This is a genomic window from Ralstonia sp. GX3-BWBA, from assembly GCF_003290055.1.
In the GTDB taxonomy this organism is placed as follows: domain Bacteria; phylum Pseudomonadota; class Gammaproteobacteria; order Burkholderiales; family Burkholderiaceae; genus Ralstonia; species Ralstonia holmesii.
Genome location: NZ_QMKS01000019.1, coordinates 1 through 23,037, shown reverse-complemented (window position 1 = coordinate 23,037; position 23,037 = coordinate 1). Strand labels below are relative to the sequence as shown.

At 63.0% G+C, this 23,037-nt stretch carries 26 protein-coding genes; 19 read left to right on the top strand and 7 right to left on the bottom strand.

What is annotated here, in order from left to right:
• Nucleotides 1–69 precede the first annotated feature (69 nt).
• A complete protein-coding gene (locus DOD19_RS17435) occupies nt 70–1,269 on the bottom strand; it encodes an ABC transporter substrate-binding protein (protein WP_112186851.1) in 1,200 nt (399 codons plus the stop codon).
• 355 nt (nt 1,270–1,624) lie between these two features.
• Between DOD19_RS17435 and DOD19_RS17430 the strand changes: the two genes are divergently transcribed.
• Nucleotides 1,625–2,473 (top strand): FadR/GntR family transcriptional regulator, encoded by an 849-nt coding sequence (locus DOD19_RS17430; RefSeq protein WP_112186850.1) that lies wholly within the window; start codon nt 1,625–1,627, stop codon nt 2,471–2,473.
• Nucleotides 2,474–2,477: 4 nt separating this feature from the next.
• On the opposite strand, the gene cynS is transcribed toward DOD19_RS17430, so the two are convergent.
• Complete coding sequence (gene cynS, locus DOD19_RS17425; protein ID WP_112186847.1) at nt 2,478–2,921, bottom strand: cyanase; 444 nt, start codon at nt 2,919–2,921, stop codon at nt 2,478–2,480.
• Between the two features lie 137 nt (nt 2,922–3,058).
• Nucleotides 3,059–4,138 carry a porin gene (locus tag DOD19_RS17420; RefSeq protein WP_024977996.1) on the bottom strand — a complete coding sequence of 360 codons (1,080 nt, stop codon included), beginning with the start codon at nt 4,136–4,138 and terminating at the stop codon, nt 3,059–3,061.
• Nucleotides 4,139–4,479: 341 nt separating this feature from the next.
• Between DOD19_RS17420 and DOD19_RS17415 the strand changes: the two genes are divergently transcribed.
• From DOD19_RS17415 to DOD19_RS17395, 5 genes are all read left to right on the top strand, one after another.
• Entirely contained in the window at nt 4,480–4,581 is a 102-nt protein-coding gene (locus tag DOD19_RS17415; RefSeq protein WP_112186845.1) for a carbohydrate porin, read from the top strand.
• Between the two features lie 30 nt (nt 4,582–4,611).
• Nucleotides 4,612–5,622 (top strand): D-xylose ABC transporter substrate-binding protein, encoded by a 1,011-nt coding sequence (gene xylF, locus DOD19_RS17410; protein WP_024977997.1) that lies wholly within the window; start codon nt 4,612–4,614, stop codon nt 5,620–5,622.
• Nucleotides 5,623–5,685: 63 nt separating this feature from the next.
• On the top strand, nt 5,686–7,233 hold the full coding sequence (locus tag DOD19_RS17405) for a xylose ABC transporter ATP-binding protein (protein ID WP_024977998.1): 1,548 nt from the start codon (nt 5,686–5,688) through the stop codon (nt 7,231–7,233).
• Between the two features lie 6 nt (nt 7,234–7,239).
• Nucleotides 7,240–8,442 (top strand): sugar ABC transporter permease, encoded by a 1,203-nt coding sequence (locus DOD19_RS17400; protein ID WP_024977999.1) that lies wholly within the window; start codon nt 7,240–7,242, stop codon nt 8,440–8,442.
• Between the two features lie 155 nt (nt 8,443–8,597).
• Complete coding sequence (locus tag DOD19_RS17395) at nt 8,598–9,524, top strand: NAD(P)-dependent oxidoreductase (RefSeq protein ID WP_112187213.1); 927 nt, start codon at nt 8,598–8,600, stop codon at nt 9,522–9,524.
• A 27-nt stretch (nt 9,525–9,551) separates the two neighbouring features.
• Here DOD19_RS17395 and DOD19_RS17390 read toward each other — a convergent pair whose 3' ends face one another.
• Together DOD19_RS17390 and DOD19_RS17385 are read right to left on the bottom strand one after the other, a co-directional pair.
• Nucleotides 9,552–10,592, bottom strand: coding sequence for a LacI family DNA-binding transcriptional regulator (locus DOD19_RS17390; RefSeq protein ID WP_024978001.1), 1,041 nt, complete (start codon nt 10,590–10,592; stop codon nt 9,552–9,554).
• Nucleotides 10,593–10,703: 111 nt separating this feature from the next.
• On the bottom strand, nt 10,704–11,597 hold the full coding sequence (locus DOD19_RS17385) for a DMT family transporter (RefSeq protein ID WP_112187211.1): 894 nt from the start codon (nt 11,595–11,597) through the stop codon (nt 10,704–10,706).
• Nucleotides 11,598–11,695: 98 nt separating this feature from the next.
• Between DOD19_RS17385 and DOD19_RS17380 the strand changes: the two genes are divergently transcribed.
• The 3 genes from DOD19_RS17380 to DOD19_RS17370 all read left to right on the top strand — a co-directional run bounded on the left by DOD19_RS17380 (nt 11,696) and on the right by DOD19_RS17370 (nt 13,831).
• Nucleotides 11,696–12,511: a helix-turn-helix transcriptional regulator gene (locus DOD19_RS17380; RefSeq protein ID WP_112186843.1), complete on the top strand. Its 816-nt coding sequence runs from the start codon at nt 11,696–11,698 to the stop codon at nt 12,509–12,511.
• A 322-nt stretch (nt 12,512–12,833) separates the two neighbouring features.
• Nucleotides 12,834–13,337, top strand: coding sequence for a hypothetical protein (locus tag DOD19_RS17375; protein WP_112186841.1), 504 nt, complete (start codon nt 12,834–12,836; stop codon nt 13,335–13,337).
• Nucleotides 13,334–13,831, top strand: coding sequence for a hypothetical protein (locus DOD19_RS17370; protein WP_037032090.1), 498 nt, complete (start codon nt 13,334–13,336; stop codon nt 13,829–13,831). The genes DOD19_RS17375 and DOD19_RS17370 overlap by 4 nt, the downstream gene beginning before the upstream one ends.
• A 13-nt stretch (nt 13,832–13,844) precedes the next feature.
• Here the strand turns inward: DOD19_RS17370 and DOD19_RS17365 are convergent, their stop codons facing one another.
• A complete protein-coding gene (locus DOD19_RS17365) occupies nt 13,845–14,420 on the bottom strand; it encodes a TetR/AcrR family transcriptional regulator (protein WP_024978006.1) in 576 nt (191 codons plus the stop codon).
• A gap of 92 nt (nt 14,421–14,512) precedes the next feature.
• Between DOD19_RS17365 and DOD19_RS17360 the strand changes: the two genes are divergently transcribed.
• The 10 genes from DOD19_RS17360 (at nt 14,513) to DOD19_RS28170 (ending at nt 22,736) form a co-directional block, all read left to right on the top strand.
• Complete coding sequence (locus DOD19_RS17360; RefSeq protein ID WP_024978007.1) at nt 14,513–15,247, top strand: SDR family oxidoreductase; 735 nt, start codon at nt 14,513–14,515, stop codon at nt 15,245–15,247.
• 49 nt (nt 15,248–15,296) lie between these two features.
• On the top strand, nt 15,297–15,884 hold the full coding sequence (locus DOD19_RS17355; protein ID WP_112186840.1) for a 2-hydroxychromene-2-carboxylate isomerase: 588 nt from the start codon (nt 15,297–15,299) through the stop codon (nt 15,882–15,884).
• Between the two features lie 88 nt (nt 15,885–15,972).
• The gene (locus DOD19_RS17350) at nt 15,973–16,452 is read left to right on the top strand and encodes a hypothetical protein (protein ID WP_162634380.1); all 480 of its coding nucleotides are present in this window, start codon (nt 15,973–15,975) and stop codon (nt 16,450–16,452) included.
• A gap of 170 nt (nt 16,453–16,622) precedes the next feature.
• Nucleotides 16,623–16,907 carry a hypothetical protein gene (locus DOD19_RS17345; protein ID WP_112186838.1) on the top strand — a complete coding sequence of 95 codons (285 nt, stop codon included), beginning with the start codon at nt 16,623–16,625 and terminating at the stop codon, nt 16,905–16,907.
• Entirely contained in the window at nt 16,904–17,170 is a 267-nt protein-coding gene (locus DOD19_RS17340; RefSeq protein WP_024978011.1) for a hypothetical protein, read from the top strand. The genes DOD19_RS17345 and DOD19_RS17340 overlap by 4 nt, the downstream gene beginning before the upstream one ends.
• 7 nt (nt 17,171–17,177) lie before the next feature.
• Complete coding sequence (locus DOD19_RS17335; protein ID WP_112186836.1) at nt 17,178–18,800, top strand: PepSY-associated TM helix domain-containing protein; 1,623 nt, start codon at nt 17,178–17,180, stop codon at nt 18,798–18,800.
• A gap of 119 nt (nt 18,801–18,919) precedes the next feature.
• Nucleotides 18,920–21,106, top strand: coding sequence for a TonB-dependent receptor (locus DOD19_RS17330; protein WP_112186834.1), 2,187 nt, complete (start codon nt 18,920–18,922; stop codon nt 21,104–21,106).
• Nucleotides 21,107–21,691: 585 nt separating this feature from the next.
• On the top strand, nt 21,692–22,108 hold the full coding sequence (locus DOD19_RS17320) for a MarR family transcriptional regulator (RefSeq protein WP_112186832.1): 417 nt from the start codon (nt 21,692–21,694) through the stop codon (nt 22,106–22,108).
• Nucleotides 22,109–22,162: 54 nt separating this feature from the next.
• A complete protein-coding gene (locus DOD19_RS17315) occupies nt 22,163–22,555 on the top strand; it encodes a 4-oxalocrotonate tautomerase family protein (protein WP_112186830.1) in 393 nt (130 codons plus the stop codon).
• Between the two features lie 46 nt (nt 22,556–22,601).
• Nucleotides 22,602–22,736 carry a hypothetical protein gene (locus tag DOD19_RS28170; RefSeq protein WP_024978017.1) on the top strand — a complete coding sequence of 45 codons (135 nt, stop codon included), beginning with the start codon at nt 22,602–22,604 and terminating at the stop codon, nt 22,734–22,736.
• Between the two features lie 4 nt (nt 22,737–22,740).
• Here DOD19_RS28170 and DOD19_RS17310 read toward each other — a convergent pair.
• On the bottom strand, nt 22,741–23,037 hold a 297-nt coding region (locus DOD19_RS17310; protein ID WP_162634379.1), incomplete at its 5' end, for an AraC family transcriptional regulator.

Genomic DNA, 23,037 nt, shown 5'->3' with positions numbered 1-23,037 from the left:
AAATGACACTCAGAAAGACAGGCGCCCGCGCTTCAGTGACCGAAGGCGGGCGTGCGGCAGATCAGCCCCTCAGGCCAGCTTGCACTGCGTCTGTTCAACCGGCAGGAACGCCTTGCCGACGGCCACCACGTCTGCAAAGTCGTCCTTGTCTTTCATGCGGCTCTTGGGCTTGCCCTTGAGCAGGTAGTAGTTCTTGAGCACCTGGTGGTCGGCCGCGCGAATCTCTTCCGGGCCCGTCAGGCCGTCGTACTTCATGCCCTGCAGCGCGGCGATCACGGCCTTCGGGTCTGCGCTGCCAGCCTTGGCCATCGCGTCGAGCAGGATCTTCGTGCAGGTGTACGAGCCTGCAAGGCTGTAGTTCGGGTTGGATTTGAACGCGGCCTGCGTCCGCTTGACGAGATCGTGGTTGGCAGGTGTATCCACGGCGTGCCAGTACTGCGCGCCGAAGTACACGCCGTCGCACAGGTCCGCGCCGAGCGATTCGAACTGCTCCAGGCCAGATGCCCACGCCACCAGGATCGTCGTGTTCTTCTTCATGCCGAAGCTCACTGCCTGGCGCAGCGTGTCGGACGACTGCGAGCCGAAGTTCAGGATCAGCAGCACGTCGGGCTTGGCCGCCATCGCGTTGGTCAGGTAGCCGCTGAATTCCTTCTCGGTAAGCGCGTGGTAGCTGTTGCCCACATGCTCGATGCCCTTTTCCTTGAAGATGTTCTTGGCAGCTGACAACAGCCCATCGCCAAACACGTATTGCGGCGTGATGGTGTACCAGCGCTTGGCCTTGGGCATCGATTCGATCAGCGGGCGCACGGTGCGCTCGATGGCGCCATAGGTCGGCACCGACCAGCGGAAGGTCGCGCGGTTGCAGTCCTTGCCCGTAATCTCATCGGCGCCAGCGGTGGTGATGAACACACCGCCGAACTTCTCCGCCTCCTTGCCCATCGCGAGCGATTCGGACGACAGGATGCCGCCCGCGAAGTAGCGCGCATTCTTCTGCTGCGCGAGTTCCTGCACCTTGCGCACAGCGGTGGCCGGCTTGCCCTCGGTGTCGAGCACGCTGTACGCCAGCGGCCGGCCAAGCACCTTGCCGTATTGCTCCACAGCCAGCTTCATGCCCAGGTCGGCGAACTTGCCGTTGGCAGCGAACGGGCCGGACATCGGCACCGGGCAACCGAGTTCGATGGCATCGGCAGCCAACGCAAGGCGGGCCTGCAGCAGGGACGCGGGCACGGCGGACAGCGCCGCCAGTTTGAGCAAGTCTCGACGATTCAAAGCGCACTCCTTGGGGTTCGTGTGGATACAGAACAGCGCTTGGAGCCACCACCGGCGGCGGCTTCCTCCTGGCCTTGACCGGCGAGGTTTTCGCCGACCATAGCGCCGAGCAAAAACCAGACCAGTTTCTTATATTTGTTATGATAAATAGGCGAAATCATCATAGAAGCCGTGTTGGCGATGCGTCAACGGTCAAGAGGTTGGTGTTTACGCCGAGGTGCAGGACGCGGTCCCGCTGCGCGAGGATGTGTGAAACCGGTGCGCGCGCACGATGGATGGGCATGCATGCACCACGCCGGGCAGCCGGGCGGCACAACCCCGCAGTTAGAATGCGCGCAACAAGGAACGGACATCCATGGCCACACTCGGAGCAGGCAAAACGGCGTCGATCGGCATCCGCAAGCAGAAGCGCGCCGACCTCGTCGCCGAAGAACTCAAGCGGCTGATCACGCAGCGCAACCTCAAGCCCGGCGACAGGCTCCCGCAGGAGATCAAGCTGCAGGAGACCTTTGGTGTGAGCAAGGGCACCATCCGCGAGGCGCTCAAATCATTAGAGGTGCAGGGTCTGGTGAGTGTGAGCACGGGCCCCGCCGGCGGCGGCACCATCGTCGAGGTGCCGCTGGACCGCACGTTCCAGCTCATGCAGAACTATCTGTTCTTCAAAGACATCGGCATTGCAGACGTCTACACCGTGCGTCGGCTGCTGGAGCCGGAGCTTGCCGCCGGTGCGGTACCGCATCTGACCGACGACGACTTCCGCGCGCTCGAACACACCATCGACCTGTGCGACCCGGCTTCTGCCAAGGCCGCCGCGCCGCTCGATCAGCGACAGGAAGACCTGAGCTTTCACGACATCCTGGCCGCGGCCAATCCCAACCCGATGCTGCGGTTCTGCTGCGAGCTGATCAACGAAATGATTCGGCAGCTTGTGGTGTTCGGCAACGAAACCTCGCAGAAGGACCACGCCAAGTTCGGCGCGTCCAACGTCAAGTTCCACCGACAGATTCTGGACGCGGCACGCGCGCGTGACGCCGAGACTGTGCGCGCACTCATGAGCACGCACATGGAAGACTGCACGCATCACGTCACGCGCATGAAGGGCCGCGTGCACGGCCGTCTTGTGCTGGATTCCGAGATGCCGCGCCGCAATCGGCCGCTTCTCGACGACCCCGACGACAGCGGCCACAGCGACGACAACGCGTGACGGCTCAGTAGGTCTTGTAGGGCAAGAACTTGCCGCTCATGACGATGCGCACGCGATCGCCCTTGGGATCGGGCTCGCGCGTGAGGTCCATGTTGAAATCGATCGCGCTCATGATGCCGTCGCCAAACTCTTCGTGAATCAGCGCCTTGAAGGTCGTGCCGTACACGCTGATGAGTTCGTAGAAGCGATAGATCAGCGGATCTGTTGGCACCGCTGTGGGCAGCGACCCCTTGTACGGCGTCACCTGCAGCAGCGCGATGGCCTCTTCGGGCAGATCCAGCGCCGCGCCAACGGCCTTTGCCTGCGCTTCGGTCAGCGTCATCTGGCCGAGCAGCGCGGCGGTGCTCCACTCCTTGCTGTGGCCGATGACCTCGGCCAATTGCGTCCACGTCAGTTTCTTTTTGATTTTCTGCAGGACGATCAGATCGGTTACGTCTTCGCGTTGCATGGTGGCTCCCTGGGTTGGGTGAGAAAACAGCACGCGACATGAGCAAGGTCGATGCCAACCCAGGAACGCCGCCCCTTGAAGGGTTGCGCAATGACGGCCATGCCGCCATCGCGCTTCGGACGTCGACGCGAAGCGCGTCAGAACCAGTGCATGATCCCGGTGTACACACCTTGCTGGCCAGAACCCGGGGCCGGCTTGCCGCCACCCGCCTCAACCGAGAAAGACGCATTGCTGCCGTTCATCACGGTACCGATGGTGCCGTACAGCAACGTGCGCTTCGAGAAGTAATAGTTGGCCCCCACCGTCAGCAGCGTGCCATTTCCGCCGCCTTGGTTGCGGTTGGCCCTGTATGCACCGCCGATCAGCGTCAAAGCCGGGGTGACCTGATAGTTGGCCCCCAGCCAGTAGGTTTGCTGGCGGGTCGCGCCGCTCGGGTTATCCGCGTCCGCCGTGGTGGCGCCACCCGACTGGATACGGCTGTAGCCACCAAACAGCTTGACGTCGCCAATCTGATAGGTACCACCGGCCGTGAACAAGCGGGAAGCCGTATAGAGGTTGGTGAACTCGCCGTTTGTGTCGCGAATTTCTTCGTAGAAGGCCTTGAGCATCAGCGGGCCGTTCTGGTAGGCCATGGCACCGGCAAGCTGCCTGCCAGCGTTGAAGTGCCCCGCCGTTCCGTTCAAGCCGGCTTGCGCGCGGAACGAGAAGCCACCCCAGGTCGGCGAGTTGTAGGTGATCGCCTTCTGGCGTGAGCCCCAGGTGCGGTTGGCCTGCAGCGTCTCGGCGCCCATGTTCTGCAGGCCCATCGGGTCAATCGACCATGTCTCGCCGTCGGGAATGCCCATGGCCCGGCCGAGCAACAGCGTGCCGTATGTGGTGCTCGACAGCCCCACGACAGCGAAACGATTGAACAGCGCATCCGATGAACCCGAGCCGGAATTGAAGCCGTTCTCGAGGTTCATCACAGCAGACAGCCCGCCACCCAGATCCTCAGAACCCTTGAGGCCCCACATGCTGGTCCCCCATTGGTTGCCGCCGTACTGCAGGTTGCTGGCGGTGCCGTTCGCAGTCGCAATCTTGTTCGTGTAGTCGATGCCGCCGCCGACGCGGCCATACAGCGTGACACTGCTCTGCGCGGCGGCCAGGCCGCTAGTGGCTGCCAGCAGGGCTGCAGCGGCAGCGATGGCAATCCGCTGGGATGGGTTCTTGATACGCATAGCTTTCGTCTCCTCAATTTGGCGTTGTCTTTGTTCGTTCGAGCCGAGTCTCTTGGCGGGCCCGGACAGGAGAATGAGGAGAATTGACAGCGCTGTCAATGTAGGGAGTTGCCCTAGTTTTTAGCCAATGTGCGTCACTGCCAGGCGTTGGAGACAATTGCGTGTGGTGCCTCAGACCCTAGGGCAAATCCCGAGATTGACAGCGCTGTCAATTTTGACCATTCTGCAGTCCCAACCGGCCCGTGAACCGGATGCCGGTGCCGGCCAGAGCGTCCTCGTACGTGATGGCGACGAATCTCCATGTGCGCAAGCCGTCCTGCAGCTAGCCACACGAGCCGTCGATGTACTACCGTCCTAATCTGCAGTACATCTTGCATCCGGACGGCACCAGCCAGAACAAGAACGCGTTCGTCATCGGGCTGACAGCCGGCATAGCGTTCTGAACGACAACATCAATGAAGAAGGAGACATTCATGCTTTCCCGCGTACTGAACACCATTGCCGCTGCAGCGGTCCTCACCTTCGCTGCCACCTCGGCCCACGCCAGCAAGGAAGCACCGGTGATCGGCTTCTCGATCGACGACCTGCGCGTCGAGCGCTGGACGCACGACCGCGACTACTTTGTCGAATCGGCCAAGAAGCTGGGCGCGACCGTGAACGTGCAGTCGGCCAACGCCAACGAAGCCAAGCAGATCGCTCAGATCGAAAACCTGATCGCCCAGAACGTCGACGTGCTCGTGATCGTGCCGTTCAACTCCAAGGTGCTGGGCAACGCCATTGCCAGCGCCAAGAAGAAGGGCATCAAGGTTGTGTCGTATGACCGCCTGATCCTGAACGCCGACGTTGACGGCTACGTCACCTTCGACAACGTGAAGGTGGGCGAGCTGCAGGCGCAGGGCGTCGTGAAGATCGCGCCGAAGGGCAACTACTTCCTGCTGGGCGGCGCCGCGACCGACAACAACGCGCGCCTGCTGCGCGAAGGCCAGATGAAGGTCCTCAAGCCGTACGTCGACAAGGGCGACATCAAGATCGTCGGCGAGCAGTGGACGCCGGAGTGGGACCCCTCCAAGGCGCAGAACATTGTTGAGAATGCGTTGACCGCAAACAACAACAACATCCAAGGCATCGTCGCGTCCAACGACGGCACGGCCGGCGGCGCCATCCAGGCGCTGGCACGCCAGAAGCTGGCGGGCAAGGTGCCGGTGTCGGGTCAGGACGCCGACCTGGCCGCCGTGCGCCGCGTGGCCGAAGGCACGCAAGCCATGACGGTTTACAAGCCGATCAAGGAAATTGCCTCTACCGCAGCCGAGATGGCCGTCGACTTCGTGAAGGGCACAGCGCCAAAGTTCAATACCAAGCTGAACAACGGCAAGAAGGATGTCGACACCGTGCTGCTGACCCCGACGCTGCTGACCAAGGACAACCTGGACAGCACCGTCGTCAAGGACGGCTTCTATACGCATCAGCAGATTTTCGGCAAGTAAGCAGTCGATGCAGCAGTCGGTCGTCGGTGGTCAGTGGTCAGTCGTAGTGAGTAGGAGAACGCCATGAGCAGTAACGGCACCCTGTTCGAGATGCGCAACATCGTGAAGTCGTTCTCCGGTGTGCGCGCGCTCGACGGCGTCAGCCTGGCAGTGAAGCCGGGTGAATGCGTCGGTTTGTGCGGGGAGAACGGCGCCGGGAAATCGACCCTCATGAAGGTGCTGTCGGGGGTCTACCCCTACGGCACCTTCGAAGGCGAGATCCTGTGGGAAGGCGAGCCGCTGCACGCGCATTCCGTGCGTGACAGCGAGCGCGCCGGCATCGTCATCATCCATCAGGAGCTGATGCTGGTGCAGCAGCTCTCCGTCACGGAAAACATCTTCCTCGGCAACGAGATCACCAAGCCGGGGGGCCGCATGGACTACGACGCCATGCACGCCAAGGCTGAAGAACTGCTCGCCCGCCTGCGCCTGACCGACGTGAACGTGGCCGCGCCCGTGATGAACTACGGCAGCGGCCACCAACAGCTTTTCGAAATCGCCAAGGCGCTCGCCAAAAACGCGCGCCTGTTGATCCTCGACGAGCCGACGTCATCGCTGTCGGCCAAGGAAATCGAGGTGCTGCTGTCGATCATTGACGACCTCAAGCGCGGCGGCGTGGCGTGCGTGTACATCTCGCACAAGCTCGATGAGGTCAAGCGCGTGTGCGATACCGTCACCGTCATCCGCGACGGCAAGCACATCGGCACGCGCCCCGCCGCCGACATGACCATCGACAACATCATCACGATGATGGTCGGCCGCGAAATGACATCGCTCTTCCCCAAGGTGGAACACACCGTGGGCGACGTGGTGATGGAAGCGCGCAACGTCACATGCTGGGATGTCACCAACCCCAACCGCAAGCGCACAGACAACGTGAGTTTTGCCGTGCGCCGCGGTGAGATTCTCGGCATTGCCGGCCTGGTGGGCGCCGGGCGTACGGAGATGGTGTCCGCGCTGTTCGGCGCCTACCCCGGCCGCTCCAGCGCCGAGATCATCATGGACGGCAAGCCGGTCAAGGTCGGCACGCCCGCACAGGCGATTGCCAACGGTATCTGCCTGGTGCCCGAAGACCGCAAGCGCCACGGCATCGTCCCGCTGATGGCCGTGGGCGAGAACATCACGCTTGCCACGCTGGCTCAGTACGCGCGCGGTTTGCGTGTCGACAAGGGCGCCGAACTCACCACCGTCGACCGCGAAATCAAACGCCTGCGTATCAAGACCGCAAGCCCCGCACTGGCGATTGCCAGCCTATCCGGCGGCAACCAGCAGAAGGCCGTGGTCACGAAGATGGTGCTGGCGATGCCGAAGGTGCTCATCCTCGATGAGCCGACGCGCGGTGTCGACGTTGGCTCCAAATACGACATCTACAAGATGATTGCCGACCTCGCCGCCAGCGGCGTGGCGATCATCATGGTCTCTTCCGAGATGCCGGAAATCCTTGGCATGAGCGATCGTGTCCTGGTGATCGGCGAAGGCCAGTTGCGCGGCGACTTCGTCAATCAAGGCCTGACCCAGGAGCGCATCCTGGCTGCTGCAATCAACGCTGAACCCGGCCGCCAAGCGGCTTGAATTGCCATGTCCAATATCCTGCAATCCCAACTCGCCCGCCAAAGCGGCGGCAATGGCGGCCCGCGCCTGGACGGTCGCGCCATCCAGCAACTGTTCGTGCGCTACAAGGTGCTGGCGCTGCTGCTGGCCGTCGCACTCATCTGGGTCTTCTTCTACTTCCAGACCAACGGCACGTTCCTCAAGCCCAACAGCATCTCCAACCTGTTCCTGCAGATGTCGGTCACAGGCATGCTGGCCTGCGGCATGGTGTTCGTCATCATCGCGGGGGAGATCGATCTTTCGGTCGGTTCGCTGCTTGGCTTGCTGGGCGGGCTGGTCGCCATCCTCACCGTCAACCTCGGGTGGAACACCTGGCTGGCCGTGGGCACGGTGCTCGTGGCGGGCGCGGCCATCGGTGTGGTCAACGGCTTCATCACGACCAAGCTGCGTGTGCCCTCGTTCATCGTTGGCCTGGGCGGCATGCTGGCCTTCCGCGGCTTGCTGCAGTGGAGCACGGACAGCGTGACGATTGCCCCGGTGCCCGATGACCTCGGCAACCTCGCGCAGAGCTTCGTGCCGGCATGGCTGTCGTGGTCGCTGGCTGCTGTCATCGTTGTCGGCTCGGTTGTGCTGACCGTGCGCCGACGTCGCGAGCGTGCGCGCCTGTCGCTCTCGCTCACGCCGATTTGGGCTGATGGGCTGAAGCTGCTGGCCATCGCTGCCGCCTCGTTTGGCTTCGTCGCGGTGCTCAACGACGCCAGCGGTGTGCCGCTGCCGGTGCTGATCTTGCTGGTGCTGCTGGCCATCTTCTCGTACGTCGCGACACAAACGGTATTCGGCCGTCACGTCTACGCAGTGGGCGGCAACATGGAAGCCACGCGCCTGTCCGGCGTGAACGTCGGTCGCGTCAAGCTGCTGGTGTTCGTGCTGATGGGCCTGATGTGTGCCTTCGCGGGCATCATCACCACCGCGCGTTCGGCGGCGGGTTCGCCCTCCGCCGGTGTGGGCGGCGAACTGGATGCCATCTCCGCCTGCTTCATCGGCGGCACGTCGATGCGCGGCGGTTCGGGCACGGTGTACGGCGCGCTGATTGGCGCACTCGTGATGGCCAGCCTCGACAACGGCATGCAGCAAATGAACGTCGACGCCTCGTGGCAGATGATCGTCAAGGGCGTGGTGCTGGTGGTCGCGGTGCTGATTGACGTGCTGTCGGGCTCCAATCGCGGCTGACCTCGGCGGCTGCCCCGTCGGCAAACGCCACACAACTCCTGGGCCCATCCGGCCCACCTTCCTGATCTGGAACGACACGGCGGCGCGCGATGATGTTGCAGCGCCAGCCGCCGGTCGCGCCTTTCTTTCCTTCATCCCGAACGGAATTCCACATCGTGGCTGACTACCAAACCCCTGCTCGCGTTCTTGTGACCGGCGTAGCTGGCAACCTGGGCCGCAAGGTCGTCGAGGCGTTGGCCTCTGCCCCGTGGTGCACCTCCATCATCGGCATCGACTGGGTCGCACAGAACGTCGAGTTTTCGCCGCAAGCGGCCCAACATTTCCAATGGGTCAAGGCCGACCTCACGCAAGCCGATGGTGCATGGACTGATCTGCTGAGCAACGTCGATGCGGTCATCCACCTGGCCGCCATCCACTCCACGCCAGACGCAACGTGGGAGCAAGCGCTGGCCTCCTACGGCATGACGCTCAATGTGCTGCAGGCCGCTGCCACGCACGGCGTGCGCCGCTTCGTGTTCGCCTCGTCCAACCACGCGATGGGCGCGTACAAGGACCAACCCCTGGCCGGCACCATCGGCCCCGGCAAACTCACCGCTGAACTGCCGCCCGCCCCAGGCACGCGCTGGAATAACGGTACAGAAGACGTCTACTCGCTCGCCTACGGAACGTCCAAGGCAATGGGCGAACGGCTCTGCAAAGCAGTAGGCGCCGTCTCCGAAGCCAACGGTGGCAAGCTGTCGATCGTGTCGCTGCGCATCGGCTGGGCGCTCCCCGACGAGAACGACCCCAACGAGATCAACTATTCCGGCACCGCTGACACACCCGTGCCGACCGAGTTGCCCGATGAAGCCAGCCACGTGGCGCTACGCTGGTTCCGTAACATGTGGCTCTCGAATGGGGATTTGCGCCGGCTGTTCCTCTGCTCCATTACGGCCGACCCGGCGCGCTGGCCAGCACCGGCCATCGTCGTGAATGGCGTGTCGAACAATCGCGGAATGGATTGGGGCCTGGAGACCGGGCGCGAGCTGCTGGGGTATGACCCGCAGGATGATTTGTATGCGTTGATCAGGCAGCCGGCCTAATCGCCACCTAACCGGCGGCCAAACTGCTCAACGCGCCGGCGCACACGTCGATTCCCGAATCACCAACTCATACTGCAAGTTTTCGTGCACCGAATGCGGCTTCAGGCCCGGTAGATGCGGGCGGTGGATCGCAATGAGCTGCTCCACAGCCGCATGCGCCATCGCCTGGATCGGCTGGCGCACGGTGGTGAGCGCCGGCCAGAGCTGGCGTGAGAGCGGCGTGTCGTCGTAGCCGCAAATGGAGAGTTCTTCCGGCACTTTGATGCCGCGTGCCTGCGCTACCCGGAGCACCCCGGCGGCCATGTCGTCGTTGCCTGCGAAGATGGCGGTGGGACGCGGCTCGCAGGAGAGCAACCGCTCAGCACAGGCAACGCCCGACTCGAACGAGTGCTCGCCCTGCTCCACCAGTCGTTCGTCGACTTCGATGCCGGCCTGCGCCATCGCGTCGCGATAGCCGAATACGCGCTGATACGCCGCGCCATGAGCGGGGTCGCACACCACGAAACCGATGCGGCGATGCCCGAGCCCGATCAGGTGCAGCGTCATATCACGCGCAGCAGCACGGTCTTCGGTGTTGACCGACAACCCCTTGTGCTCGCGATCGGCCGGTGCCAGACGCACGTAGTCGATGCCCGCTTCATCCAGCGCCGTGATCAGCGACGGCACATCCGACACCGGTGGCGTCAGGATGATGCCGGCCAGTGCTCGCTGGCGCGCACTCTGGATGATCTGCTCAGCGAGGTTCGGGTCGCGGTAGTTGCAAGGGGTCAGCAGCAGGCTGTAATCGAGCGCCTGGCAGGCTTCGAGCGCGCCGTGCTGAATGTTGACGATGTAGTTGTCGGAGGGGTTGTCGTAGACCAGCGCGATGATGTCGGCGCGCTTGCTGGCCAGTCGCCGGGCAGCCGGGTTGGGCCGATAGTCGAGCGTCTGCATCGCCTCAACCACCTTCGCGCGCGTCTTCTCGCTGATGTTGGGCTCGTGGTTGAGCACGCGCGAGACGGTCTTGATGGACACGCCCGCATGCGCGGCAACATCATCGACGGTGACAGCTCCTGCGTTGCGCTTCATGGTCTGACGATGGTCTGGCGAGAGTGGTTCTGGAACACGGAACGGGCGCTATCACGCGCCCGCCAATGTGTTCGATTTTACCGCCAACCCCCAAACGGCGCGGCCAAAAAACTAACGGGCGCTCAATCCCGAACGGCCGATCGGCAGCCGAACGATGCCTTGCGCCAGGCTCACACCCAGCAGAACGAGGCCGCCACCGATCCAGTGATAGCCGTGCACGGTCTCTCCCAGCATCACCGCAGCCATTCCTGCCGTGAAGACCGGCATCAGGTTCATCAACACCGCTGTACGCTCGCTGCCGATGCGCTTGAGCCCTTGCATCCACAGATACGACGCGACGATCGACGAGGCAATGCCCGCAAACACCACCAGCCCGATGCCCTTGGCCGGTACGGCCAGGCTATGCGCCGTCATGGCCACCGGCACAAGCATCACGACGGCCAGCAACACCTGCACGTACAGATTGAGCCACTGCCCGAACGGCAGCGCCCAACGGCGATAGAGGATGTTGTACAGCGCGTATGCAGTGGCGCCCGCAAGCACCAGCACGTCGCCGTGGTTGATGCCGCCATCGAACAGGTTGGCAGGTTCTCCGCGCCCCAGCAGGTACAGCACACCAAGGAGCGACACCACCACGCCCGTCACTGCCTGCGCCCCGACAGGCTGACGAAATACCACCACGTTCAGGATCAGGCCCAGCATCGGGATCAGCGCCCCGATCACGCCCATATTGGTCGCGCTCGTGCTGTGCGCCGCGTAATACGCCAGGCACTGGTACATCACCATGCCCAGCAGCGCGAGCACCGCAAAGCGCCGCCACTGCGCCAGCACAGCCTGACGTTGACGCCACAGCGGCCGCACGCAGAAAGGCGTCAGCACGATGGCCGCCAGCAGCCACCGGTAGAACGAAATGGCCGCCGGGTCCACCACGCCGGCCGCGGCCTTCGACACGATGGTGTTGGCAGCCCAGATCAGCACTGCCAGCAAGGGATACAGCACAGGCACGACGGCCTCCTCGAACAATGGAAGACCGCAGTTTAGTAATGTCTGGTTCAAAACATATACTTCGAACCAGACAACATCACCCCTCGAAAGCGACAACCGTGGCTGACACCCTGTACACCGCCTATCGCGAAGCCGATCTGCGGGTGCCGAAAGGCGCCCCGTTCTACTTTCGCTACGACCATTTCGAGCCCGAAACCGACATTGAGCCGCACACGCACCCGTGGGGCCAGATCAACCGGATCAGCCTCGGTTTGATGGAGGTGGTGGTCGATGGCCGCAGGCTGACTGCGCCCGCCGAATACGTGATCTGGGTGCCGGCCAATCAGCCACATTCGGCATCGATCCGGCAGGCGACGGATTTTCTCTCCGTGTACATGGCCGAACCGCTTGCGCAGCGGTTGCCGCCCATGGCCTGCCTGATTCCACAAACGCCGCTGGTGCGTGCGCTGTTTGAAGACTTCGCCACGCGCCGCGTCGCCGCCATGACCGACGCGTGGGACCTGCGCCAGTTCGAGTTGCTGGTGGAAATGTTGGTGCGTGCCGGCCACGCCGACAGCTACCTGCCCGACAGCACCGATCGCCAGCTCGAGCCCATCCTGCACGCCATCCGCCTGGACCCCGCCGAGGCCACCACGCTGCAGCAATGGGCCGAACGCGTGCACAGCACCGAACGCACACTTGCGCGCCGCTTCCACGCCGAGCTGGGCATGAGCTTCGTGCAATGGCGCAACCGCGTGCGCCTGCTGCGGGCACTGGTGTGGCTCAAGGAAGACCGCCCCGTGCAGGACATTGCGCTCGCGCTCGGTTATGGAACGCCCTCGGCGTTCATTGCGATGTTCCGCAAGCAGGTTGGGGTTTCGCCAGAGCGCTATCGACGGCAGATGGGCGGCGAGGCGGAGCGCTCTACCGCATAGGCCATCCGCACCAAGCGACCAAAGCGCGCGACCTCGTGCGCGTGCTTCGACGGTTCGAGCCTCAACCTTGGACGCTCCATGTGTATCGACCACAAAGAGGGCCAGTATCGACACGGGTGCGGGTGGTTTTTGATGCGTTGGCCACGCAGTTGAAGGCGCTTTGCCCAGGCTGAACAAAGGCAACACCGCACCGCAGCAACTAAAAACAATTGTGAGAACCCGCGCCGCATCGCCGTTTGCGGGCCGCAGTGTCCTTTAGAATTCGCTCTGTTGCAGATTTGGAAGTCCACACATGCGCACACCTCGGTTCGCATCCGCCCGGATGCTGGGCAGCGCGCTCACCCTGAGCACGTTGGCACTCAGCGGTTGCAGTTCGCTGATGTCGGAAGGCACGACTGCCGCAGCCGGCATCGGCGGGGCAGCCCTTGCTGCCAAGGTGACCGACAACGCGGCGGTGGCCACCGGCATCGGCCTGGGCGTGCAAGCTGGCGCACGGGCCGCGTTGCAACACAGCCAGCGTGTCGTCCACACCGAAACCCAAGACCACATCGCGCAGATTGCCGGCGCGCTGGCCGACAACACCGTCGGCAACTGGCAGGTCAAGCACCGCATCCCCCTAGAGCCAGACGAACACGGCCGCGTAGTGGTCACGCGTTCGATCAACGGGCCGCTCGTCAACTGCAAGGAAATCCTCTTTACCGTCGACGGAATGGAAGACGGCGCAGCGAAGGTCGACTTCTTCGTCGCCTCGATCTGCCATGACGGCAAGCAATGGAAGTGGGCGACGGCAGAACCGGCCACGGCGCGATGGGGTTCACTGCAATGAGCCGCGCGCGCTGGCTTGTAGCAGGGGGTGCGTGTCTGATGGCCGGTTGCTCGTCGGTGGGGCCGTTGACCGGCGCGGCAGCGGGCGTGGCCACGGGCACCGTCACGGGCAATCCGGCGGTGGCCTATGGCGTGGCCGTGTCGGTCAACGCCGCGACCGATGCCTCCATCAAATACGCAACGCGCAAATGGGCCGCCAGCGAGCAGGACGCGCTGGCGATGGCAGTCGGGCGATTGAGCGACAGCACGCCTTCGCTCAACTGGTCGCTCGAACGCATGATGGGCTTGACCAAGGCACACGGCCAGGTCGTGCTGGTACGCACGTTCACGACGCCGCTGGCCACCTGCCGCGAGGCCGTTCTGACCGTTCAGGAAGCCCTGGCTCCCAAAAATGCGCCCGGCGCCGGTTACACGATCTATGCGTGCCAGAACGGCACCACGTGGCAATGGGCGAACGCGGAACCCGCTGTGCCGCGCTGGGGCAACCTGCAATAGCGCGCCTCGTACGTCAGGACTTGGCGGTAAGGCGCGTCACAGCGTCCTGCAGAAACCGCTTGCTCGCCTCGACAATCGTGCGCTGCATGGCCTCCTCCGGCATGGCACGCGCGATATGGATGGCACCCACGAGCTGCGCAATCATCGCCCACGCGGCATCATCGTCACCCAGACGCTGCGCCAGGATCGCGTGCCCTTTGCGCATCTCTTCCTGATACAGCTTGCGCACTGAAGCATCTGCACGCGCGATCTCGGCGGCAAGGCCGGGCACGGCGCAGCCTGCTTCGGGGTGCTTCACGTGGGCAAGGCACAGGTAGCGATCCAGCTCGAAGCGCAGCCAATCTTCGGCCGTATCGTGCGGATTGCCAGCCCACATTTCGCGACTGGCGGCAAGTTCGGCTTCGATCAATGCCTTGAGCCAATCCGATTTGGAGCCGAAGTGGCTATAGAACGCGCCACTGGTCATGCCGGCCGCCTGCGCAAGCGCGTCCACGCCGGTCGCGGCAAAGCCGTTCACCTTGACCTTGCGGCCCGTGGCCTTCAGCAGCTCCTTGCGCTTTTCTTCCTTGTGACCGGGCTGGTATCGCATCTTTTCCCCTGCGTTTTTCCCGCTTGACACTATGCAATCAGTAGCATAATTTTGCTTTCGGTAACGATCGTTATTCTATAAACGAGGTGGACATGGAGACAAGCAAGAACAAGGCGGCCCTCGTCATCGGCGCGGGCGATGCCACGGGCGGCGCCATCGCCAGGCGCTTCGCGCGCGAGGGCTACATCGCCTGCGTGACACGCCGCTCGGCCGACAAGCTGCAACCGTTGGTCGAGGCGATCCGCGCGGAAGGTGGGCGGGCGCAGGGCTTCGCATCCGACGCGCGCAAGGAAGACGACGTCATCAAGCTCGTCGACGACATCGAGCGCGACGTCGGCCCCATCGAGGTGATGGTCTTCAACATTGGCGCCAACGTGCCGAGCAGCATCCTGGAAGAGACCGCGCGCAAGTATTTCAAGATCTGGGAGATGGCGTGTTTTTCGGGCTTCCTGGCAGGGCGCGAAGTGGCCAAGCGCATGGTCACGCGCGGGCGCGGCACGATCCTTTTCACCGGGGCAACCGCAGGCATGCGCGGCGCAGCCAACTTTGCGGCATTCGCAGGCGCCAAGCATGCGCTGCGCGCGCTGGCGCAGAGCATGGCGCGCGAGCTGGGCCCCAAGGGGATACATGTCGCGCATGTGGTGGTCGACGGCGCGATCGACACGGCGTTCATCCGCGAGAACTTTCCCGAGCGCTACGCGCTGAAAGACCAGGACGGCATCCTCAACCCCGAGCACATCGCCGAGAACTACTGGTATCTGCACACGCAGCCCCGCGATGCATGGACCCATGAACTCGACCTGCGGCCCTGGATCGAGCGCTGGTAGAAGCCTGTTCCAAGCCCATCGCAACATCACGACACCAGGAGACACACGCATGAAGCAGGTCGAATTCTTCTTCGATGTGGGCAGCCCTTACAGCTACCTCGCGTATCACCAGTTGCCGAAGATCGCGCAAGCCAAGGGCGCGGACATTGTCTGGCGGCCGATGCTGCTGGGCGGTGTGTTCCAGGCCACAGGCAACAGCAGCCCGGCGACGATTCCCGCCAAGGGCCGCTACTCCAATGTGGATCTGGAACGCTGGGCAAAACACTTTGGCGTGCCGATCCAGCAGAACCCGCACTTTCCGATCAACACGCTGCAATTGATGCGCGGTGCGGTGGGCATGCAGTTGCGCAGCGATGCGGAATTCCATCGCTACCTCGCCGCCATCTTCAGCGCGATGTTCGAGCACCCCCGCAATCTTGGTGATCTGCAGGAACTCGCTGCGGTGCTGGAAGCGGCCGGCATCTCACCCGCGCTGATGCTGGAGCTTGTGCAGGACGACCGCATCAAGCAGACGCTGCGCAAGACGACCGAAGAGGCCGTGGCACGCGGCGTGTTCGGTGCGCCCACGTTCTTTGTCGGCGACGAGATGTTCTGGGGGCAGGATCGTCTGCACTTTGTGGAAGCGGCACTCGCGTAGACGCCCGCGGACGCTGAGTTAAGCGTCAATCAGACGAGACATTAGAAAGTTTCACCTCAGATTGTTGGAGAACGAGCCGTTCTGGGGGATGCGCTTCCTGCGCGTCCTCTCTACGATGCGGGAGCGCATTCGATGCGGGGGCAGCGCATCAGCCATGTGCGCTGTGGCATCGAAGCGGCTTTCCAGACTCCAATCAATAAAAAGGACTTTCATGTTTCGCATTTTCGTATCCGGTATTGCGCTTTCTCTTGCCCTGTCCGGCTGCGCGGTCAGCGTCGGCAGTGGAACGGGCGTTGACAAGATTGCCGACGCCACGCAGGAATCGTTGCAAAAGCAATTCGTCCCCGGCGTCGCCAAGCGCGGGGACGTGGCGCTCGAACTGGGTGCACCAAGCGACAAGGCTGCGGCCGGTGGTCTCGATATCTGGAACTATCGCTACACGCGCGATGCAGCGATCGGTGTGATGTTTGTCGGGATTCCGATTGGTTCGAAAAAGATCGCCTCGTTCTACTTCGACGATGCGGACGGCGTGCTCAAGAAGATCGAATACAAGGTTCTGCAGCAGTAACCCCCGTCACACCTGCCGCGCCCGCCACCCATGGCGCGGGCGCCGCCTGACCAACGTCCGCCCTCGCGGCGGCATGTCAATTCCCCCATCCCCACGCTTGAATCTGCCTGGCTTGTGTAATTTAATACGAATCATTATCATTTGCGTTATCAAAAAAACTGAACACTGCCATGCACGGTATTGCCCTCCTGCTCGGGCTGCTGGCGGCGGGCTGCCTGTATGCGGCCGCGCCCAACCAGGTGCTGCTCGCGCCCGCCCCACGCCTGCGCAGGCGCGTCCTGTGTAGCGCCGCCGTTGCGTTGTCGGTCATTGCCGCCGCGCTGTGGAACGACGCGCTCGGCTGGCCGGGGGCAACCACCGCGGTGGTGCTCGTGGTGACGGGGGCCTTGTCGCTATGGCCCATGTTGGGTGCGTGGACACATCAACGGCGTGCAGGCGTTGGGGCGAGGTCATGAACGGCATGGGCACCAAGTGGCTGGCCGGTACCGTGCTGGGGCTGCCGCTGTCGGTCGCGCTGTGCACGCTGGCCATTCTGTGGCTGCCGGGCGGCTGGGACAGCGGCGTCATCGGTGCGCTGCTCGCGTGCCTGCCGCTGTGGGCCGTGATCATCAGCGTGAGCGTGCTGTTTCGGAGCAGCGCCCATGCGTGGGGCGTGCTGGCGGCAGCCAACGCGGTGTCGTTCGGCGTGCTATGGCTACCGCGCCTGATGGTGGCTTGACGTCGCCATGAAATCGACGACCTTACGTCTGTATCAGACGCTGCATACCTGGGTGGGCCTGATAGCGGGTTGGGCGCTGTTCATCGCGTTCTTTGCGGGCGCGCTCACCGTGTTCCATGAAGAACTGCATGCGTGGCAGAACCCGCTGCGCGCCGACCATCCCGCCGTTGCCATCAAGCCGGCCGATATCGATCACTTCGTGAACGCGCTGGTGCACACGCACCCGGCCGCAGCGGCAAGCGCATACGTCATCTTCCCCAACGAGGGCGAGCCGGAGTTCTCCGCGTACTGGCAGAACAGCAAGGGCGACTGGCAGATGACGACCGGCAGTAGGCTCGCTGCCGGCAAGACCTCGCCGAAAGATCTGTCGATCGAGCCCTCGAAGGGCGAGCTGGCCAATTTTCTGAACCGGCTGCACTACTCGCTGGGTCTGGAAGCGCCGGGCATGTACTTCATGGGCTTGATCTCGGTGCTGTATGGCGTGGCGCTCATCTCGGGCGTGCTGCTGCACCTGCCGCGTTTGAAGAAGGATCTGCTGGCCGTCCGCCCGGGGCGCAATCTCAAGCGCTTCTGGATGGACATGCACAACGTGCTGGGGCTGTTCAGCCTGCCCTTCCACCTGATCTTTGCGATCACCGCGCCGGTGCTGTGTCTGAGCATCGTGCTGATGACCGTGTTCAATACCGTGGCACTCAACGGCAAGCTGTTCGATGCGGTGCCGCGTGTGACCACAGCGGCTGGCACGGTGGTGGCCGCCCACCGCGCTGCGCCGATGCTGCCGGCCGAGCAACTGCTGGCCCGTGCACGCGAGGTGGCCGATCCGAACTTCACCGTCAAGTCGATCCACTACCAGCACATTGGCGATGCGAATGCCGTGGCGGAAGTGCGTGGCAGCAGCACGCGAGCGGTCGGCGACTACGGTTCAGTGGCGATTCGCGCGGCTGCCAATCAGCCCGACAGCGGCAAGCTTGTCGGCAACCAGACGCCCGATGCGCGCGACACCAATCACGCCATCTACAGCCTTGTCTACGGCCTGCACTTCGGCACTTACGGCGACATCGTCCTGCGTCTCGCGTATCTCGTGATGGGGCTGGCGGGGGCGTTCGTCTTCTATTCGGGCAACCTGCTGTGGATCGAATCGCGCCGCAAGCAACGCAAGGCCGATCAGCCACGCCTGCATCAACTGCTGGCGCGCGCCACGGTTGGCGTGTGCATCGGATGCTGCGCCGGCGTCATGGCGACATTCCCGGCGGCCCTGCTGTGGCCCGAGCGTTCGGTGGGCGTGACGTACTACACCGTGTTCTTCGCGGCGATTGCCTGGGCGATGCTGCGGCCGCCAGCACGCGGCGCCGTCGAACTGCTGAGTGCTGCCGCCCTTGCAGCGGTGCTTGCGCCCATCACCAATGCCGTCGTCACCGGTGACCACCTGCTGCGCACGATGGCGCGCGGCGACTGGATGGTGGCCGGTTTCGACCTGGGCGCACTGGCGCTCGCGTGCGGCTTTGCCGGCCTTGCCCGTGCGACGCTGCGCCGGGCGCGCCACGGTGCGCCCGATTCTGTCTGGGCCATGCCGGCGCGTGAATCGCGCACCGGCAACAACCTGCACCCGAGCGTCGCCAGAGAGCCATAGCTCCACACGCTCCGCACCAAATAACCACAACCACCCGCACAGACTCCGCGCATGCCGCCCGCCGGCTCGCGCGGGACTGCGCACGCCTGTCCACAACATTGATCCAGGGGAGCTTGATCATGCGAGCCGTTGCTTTACTACCCGCTTCACGCCGTACTATCGCTTTCCTTCGCCCAACGCCGCTGGTGCGCCGGCTCGCGCTGGCATTCGCCGCCATGGGTGCAGGGGCATCGGCGCAAGCGCAGCAGACCACCACGCAGGTCGACCTGCCCGCCACGCAAATCACTGCAGGCAAACCTGCTGCGTATGGCGCGAAGCAGGCCAGCACCGGCGCACTGGGCGACAAGGCTGTGCTCGATACACCGTTCACCATCAACGTTGCCACGCAGGAGCTGATTCAGAACCGGCAGGCGCAGACCATCGGCGAGGTATTCAAGGGCGATCCGGCGGTCACCGCCAACAACGACGGTTACATCGGCGAGGCATCGAACATCACCATCCGCGGCCTGCAACTGGATCTGCTGGAGGGCTACAAGGTCGACGGCCTGGCCGTGCCCAACTGGGGCAGCGATGTTCCGCTCGAACACTTCGAACGTGTGGAACTGCTCAAGGGCCTGTCGGGATTCATGTATGGCTTCGGCACACCGGGCGGCATCGCCAACTTCGTGACCAAGCGCCCCACCAACACCTTTGGCGGCAGCGCCACGTTCGGCTTTACCAGCGGCGGCACGCTCAAGGAATCGGTGGATGTGGGCGGGCGCTTCGGCCCGACCAAGGCGTTGGGCGCCCGCCTGGGAGTAGTGCATGAGGAAGGCGACACCTTCGTCGACGGCGGCCATATCAAGCGCGACTCTGCCTCGCTGGCGCTCGATGCGCGCATCACGCCCGATCTGCAGTGGTCGTTCGATGGCCTGTACATGCAGCGCAACGTGCAGGGTGCGTACTACGGCATCATCCCCGGCCAGGATTTTGGTGTGCCAGTGACGGAGTTCGTGCGCACGCCGCGCGCCATTGACGGCAGCCAGCGTGTGTCATCACCAGGCTCGTATTACGAGACCGAGATCAAATCCGTCGGCACCGAACTGAACTGGGCAGCCGCGCCCGACTGGAACGTGCGCGCCGCCTATCGCTACACGCAGCAGAACCGGGGCAATGCCGACAGCGCGATCCAGCTGACCGACAACACAGGCAACTTCAGCGAATTGCAGTACAGCTCGTACCAGCGCTACCAGTACAGCCAGGCGCAGGTGATAGCCAACGGCAAGGTTCGCACAGGACCGATCGAGCATGATCTCGTCTTTGGCACGTCGTGGCAGAGTCTCACGCAAGCCACGGGCGGCTTTGCTTCGACGATACTCGGTACGGGCAATCTGTACGACACCTCGGCGTTCGTGTCGTCTGGTGCGACACCGATGCGGGTGCCTTCGTCCGACGGTCTGGCTCGCACATCCAGGATCGACCAGACCGCCGTCTTTGCCAGCGACACGGTCAAATTCAGCGATCAGTGGTCGGTGCTTGGCGGGTTGCGCTACACGCGTTTCAACCAGACCGGGTACAACACCGACGGTAGCACTTCAGCCAAATACAACCGCGAGCCCATCACGCCCACGCTGGCGGTGATGTTCAAACCCGTGCAGCCGGTGACCTTGTACACGAGCTACGTGGAATCGCTTGAGGCCGGCGCCAGCGCACCAATCACAGCACTCAACGCGGGCACGGTATTCGGGCCGCTCAAGAGTAAGCAGGTCGAGGTGGGCGCCAAGGCCGAACTGCATGACTGGACATTCGGCGCAGCGCTGTTCCAGGTGCAGCGCGGGCTGGCGTATCTGCGGCCGGACAACGTCTATACGCAAGACGGCATGACGCGATATCGCGGGCTCGAATTGAGCGCACGCGGCAAGCTCGCGCGTGACTGGACGCTGCTGGGCGGCGTGCTGTTCATGAACTCCGAGAACACGGAGTCCGACGCCTCCGTGCTGGGCAAACGGGCCTATGGGTCGCCGCGCTTCAAGGCCACGGCCTATGTGGAATATGCGGTGCCGCCCATGCCGGGGCTTGTGCTCTCGGCGGGCGGCCAATACGTTGGCAACTCGGCGCTGGAAGCAAACAACAGCAACATCGTGCCGGGGTATCACACGTTTGATGTGGGGGCGCGGTATTCGACCAAGGTGAGCGGCAAACCGGTCACGCTGCGGTTCAATGTCGACAACCTGACGAATGAGAAGTACTGGTTGCCGAGCTGGGGGTTCATTCTTGTGCAGGGGGCGCCTCGGACGTTCAGGGCTAGTGCTACGGTTTATTTTTGATGTTTTTTGTTGTTGGTGCATCCCTGGTTTCATCCCCTGCCGGGGCTGACTCACTTTCTTTGGTCTTGCCCAAAGAAAGTAAGCAAAGAAATGCGCGCCCGATGCGGCGAACCCTTCCTTGAATTTATGTCGCAAGGAGGGGAAGGGAAAAACTCGCTTCGCTCAAACAGTTTCCCTTCCTCTTTCGTCCTTGCAACAGAAATTCAAGGCGCCGCATAGGGCAGCAAAGTCAAAGACCAACAGCCAAACAATCTGGGCGCTCGCCCAAACGGCAAGGCCAACCGCGCGACGGGTTGGCCTTTTTTTTTTTTTGACGTTGAGCCCTTGATGGCGCCTTGAATTTTTGTGAGCGGGCGGATAAAGGAAGGAGGCTTGTCTGAGCGCAGCGAGTTTGCCTCCTTCCCCGCACGGTCACACAAATTCAAGGGGAAGTCGCCATCTCGGGCGCGCCTTTCTTTTGCTTACTTTTCTTTGGCAAGACAAAGAAAAGTGAGTCGGTCCCGGCAGGGAACGAAAAGGAGATGGACCACAAAAACAAAAAACAAGTTGCATATCTAACCATCCTCACCTACCATCCACTTCACCATGTTCGACCACTGCCTCTACTTCAACACCACCGCCCTGGCCCGCAAGCTCGACCGCGTCTGGGCAGACGCCTTTGCGCCTTTCGATCTCACGCCGCCGCAGGGCTTCATGCTCCGTGCGATCGTCGACCGCCCGGGCATGCTGCAAAGCGAGTTATCGGAAGCGATGTCCGTCACGCGCCCCACGGCAACGCGCGCGCTCGATGGCCTGGAAGCCAAGGGCCTGATCGAACGGCGCAAGACCGAAGCCGACGGCCGCGAGACCGCCGTCTTTCCGACGCGGGAAGCGGTCAAGATCGGTGCGGCGTTGAACGAGGCAAGCGGCGCCGTCACCGCAAGGTTGAAGCGCGTATTGGGCAGTAATGAATTCACCGATACGGTGACGAAGATCCGAGGTGTGCGCTCCACCCTGACATGAGCGTCCATTTTTTTGATCAACTAGTTGCATTGCTAACCAATAAGGAAGACGATCATGCCGATTCTCAACGTCAAAGTCAGTGCCCAACGTTCTGCAGAAATGACGCAGAAGATCTCCACCACGCTGCTGGAACTCACCTCTCGCATCCTGGGCAAAGACCCGAAGGTCACGGCCATCGCCATCGACTATGTAGCCCCGGAAGACTGGGTCGTCGGCGGGCAGACGCTGGCCGCGCAAGGCAAGAACAGCGTCTATTTCGACATCAAGGTGACGGACGAAACGAATACGAAGGCGGAGAAGGCGCAGTACATCGCCGAGGCGTTCACGGCGTTTGCTGAGCTACTCGGCAATCTGCATGAAGAGAGCTATATCTATGTGCAGGACGTTCGCGCAGCGGCTTACGGCTACGGCGGCAAGACGCAGGAGTACCGCTACCAGCACGCGTGAATGTGCCGATCGCGTCGATCCCACCCAACAAAGAACAGGTGAAATCATGAACCGCATGAGCGCTTTCTTCGCGGCCAGTTGGCTGGCCGCCGGCTTGCTGTACTTTGGCCAACATTCGTTGCCGCTGACCGCGCTCTCGGGTGTGGTGTTGCTGGCTGGCTTCGATCTGCTGCGTCCGTGACGCTTCAGCGCGTGCGCTGTTGCGCCCGGTATTGCAAGGGGCTGCAACCCTGGCCGGCAGAAAACGCGCGGCTCAGTGCGCTGACACTGCCGTAACCGCATTCATCGGCAATGTGATCGAGCGGCAGCCGGCCCGTGCGCAGCAGAAACGCCGCCAGCTCCAACCGCAGCGTCGCCACGTAACGCCGCAGGTTGCTGCCCGTAGCGGCGGCAAAACGGCGCGTCAAGGTCCGCTCGCTCATCGCTGCCTGGGCGGCCAGTTCCGCCAATGCAGGCGGCACGGCCAATTCCCGCTCCACGAT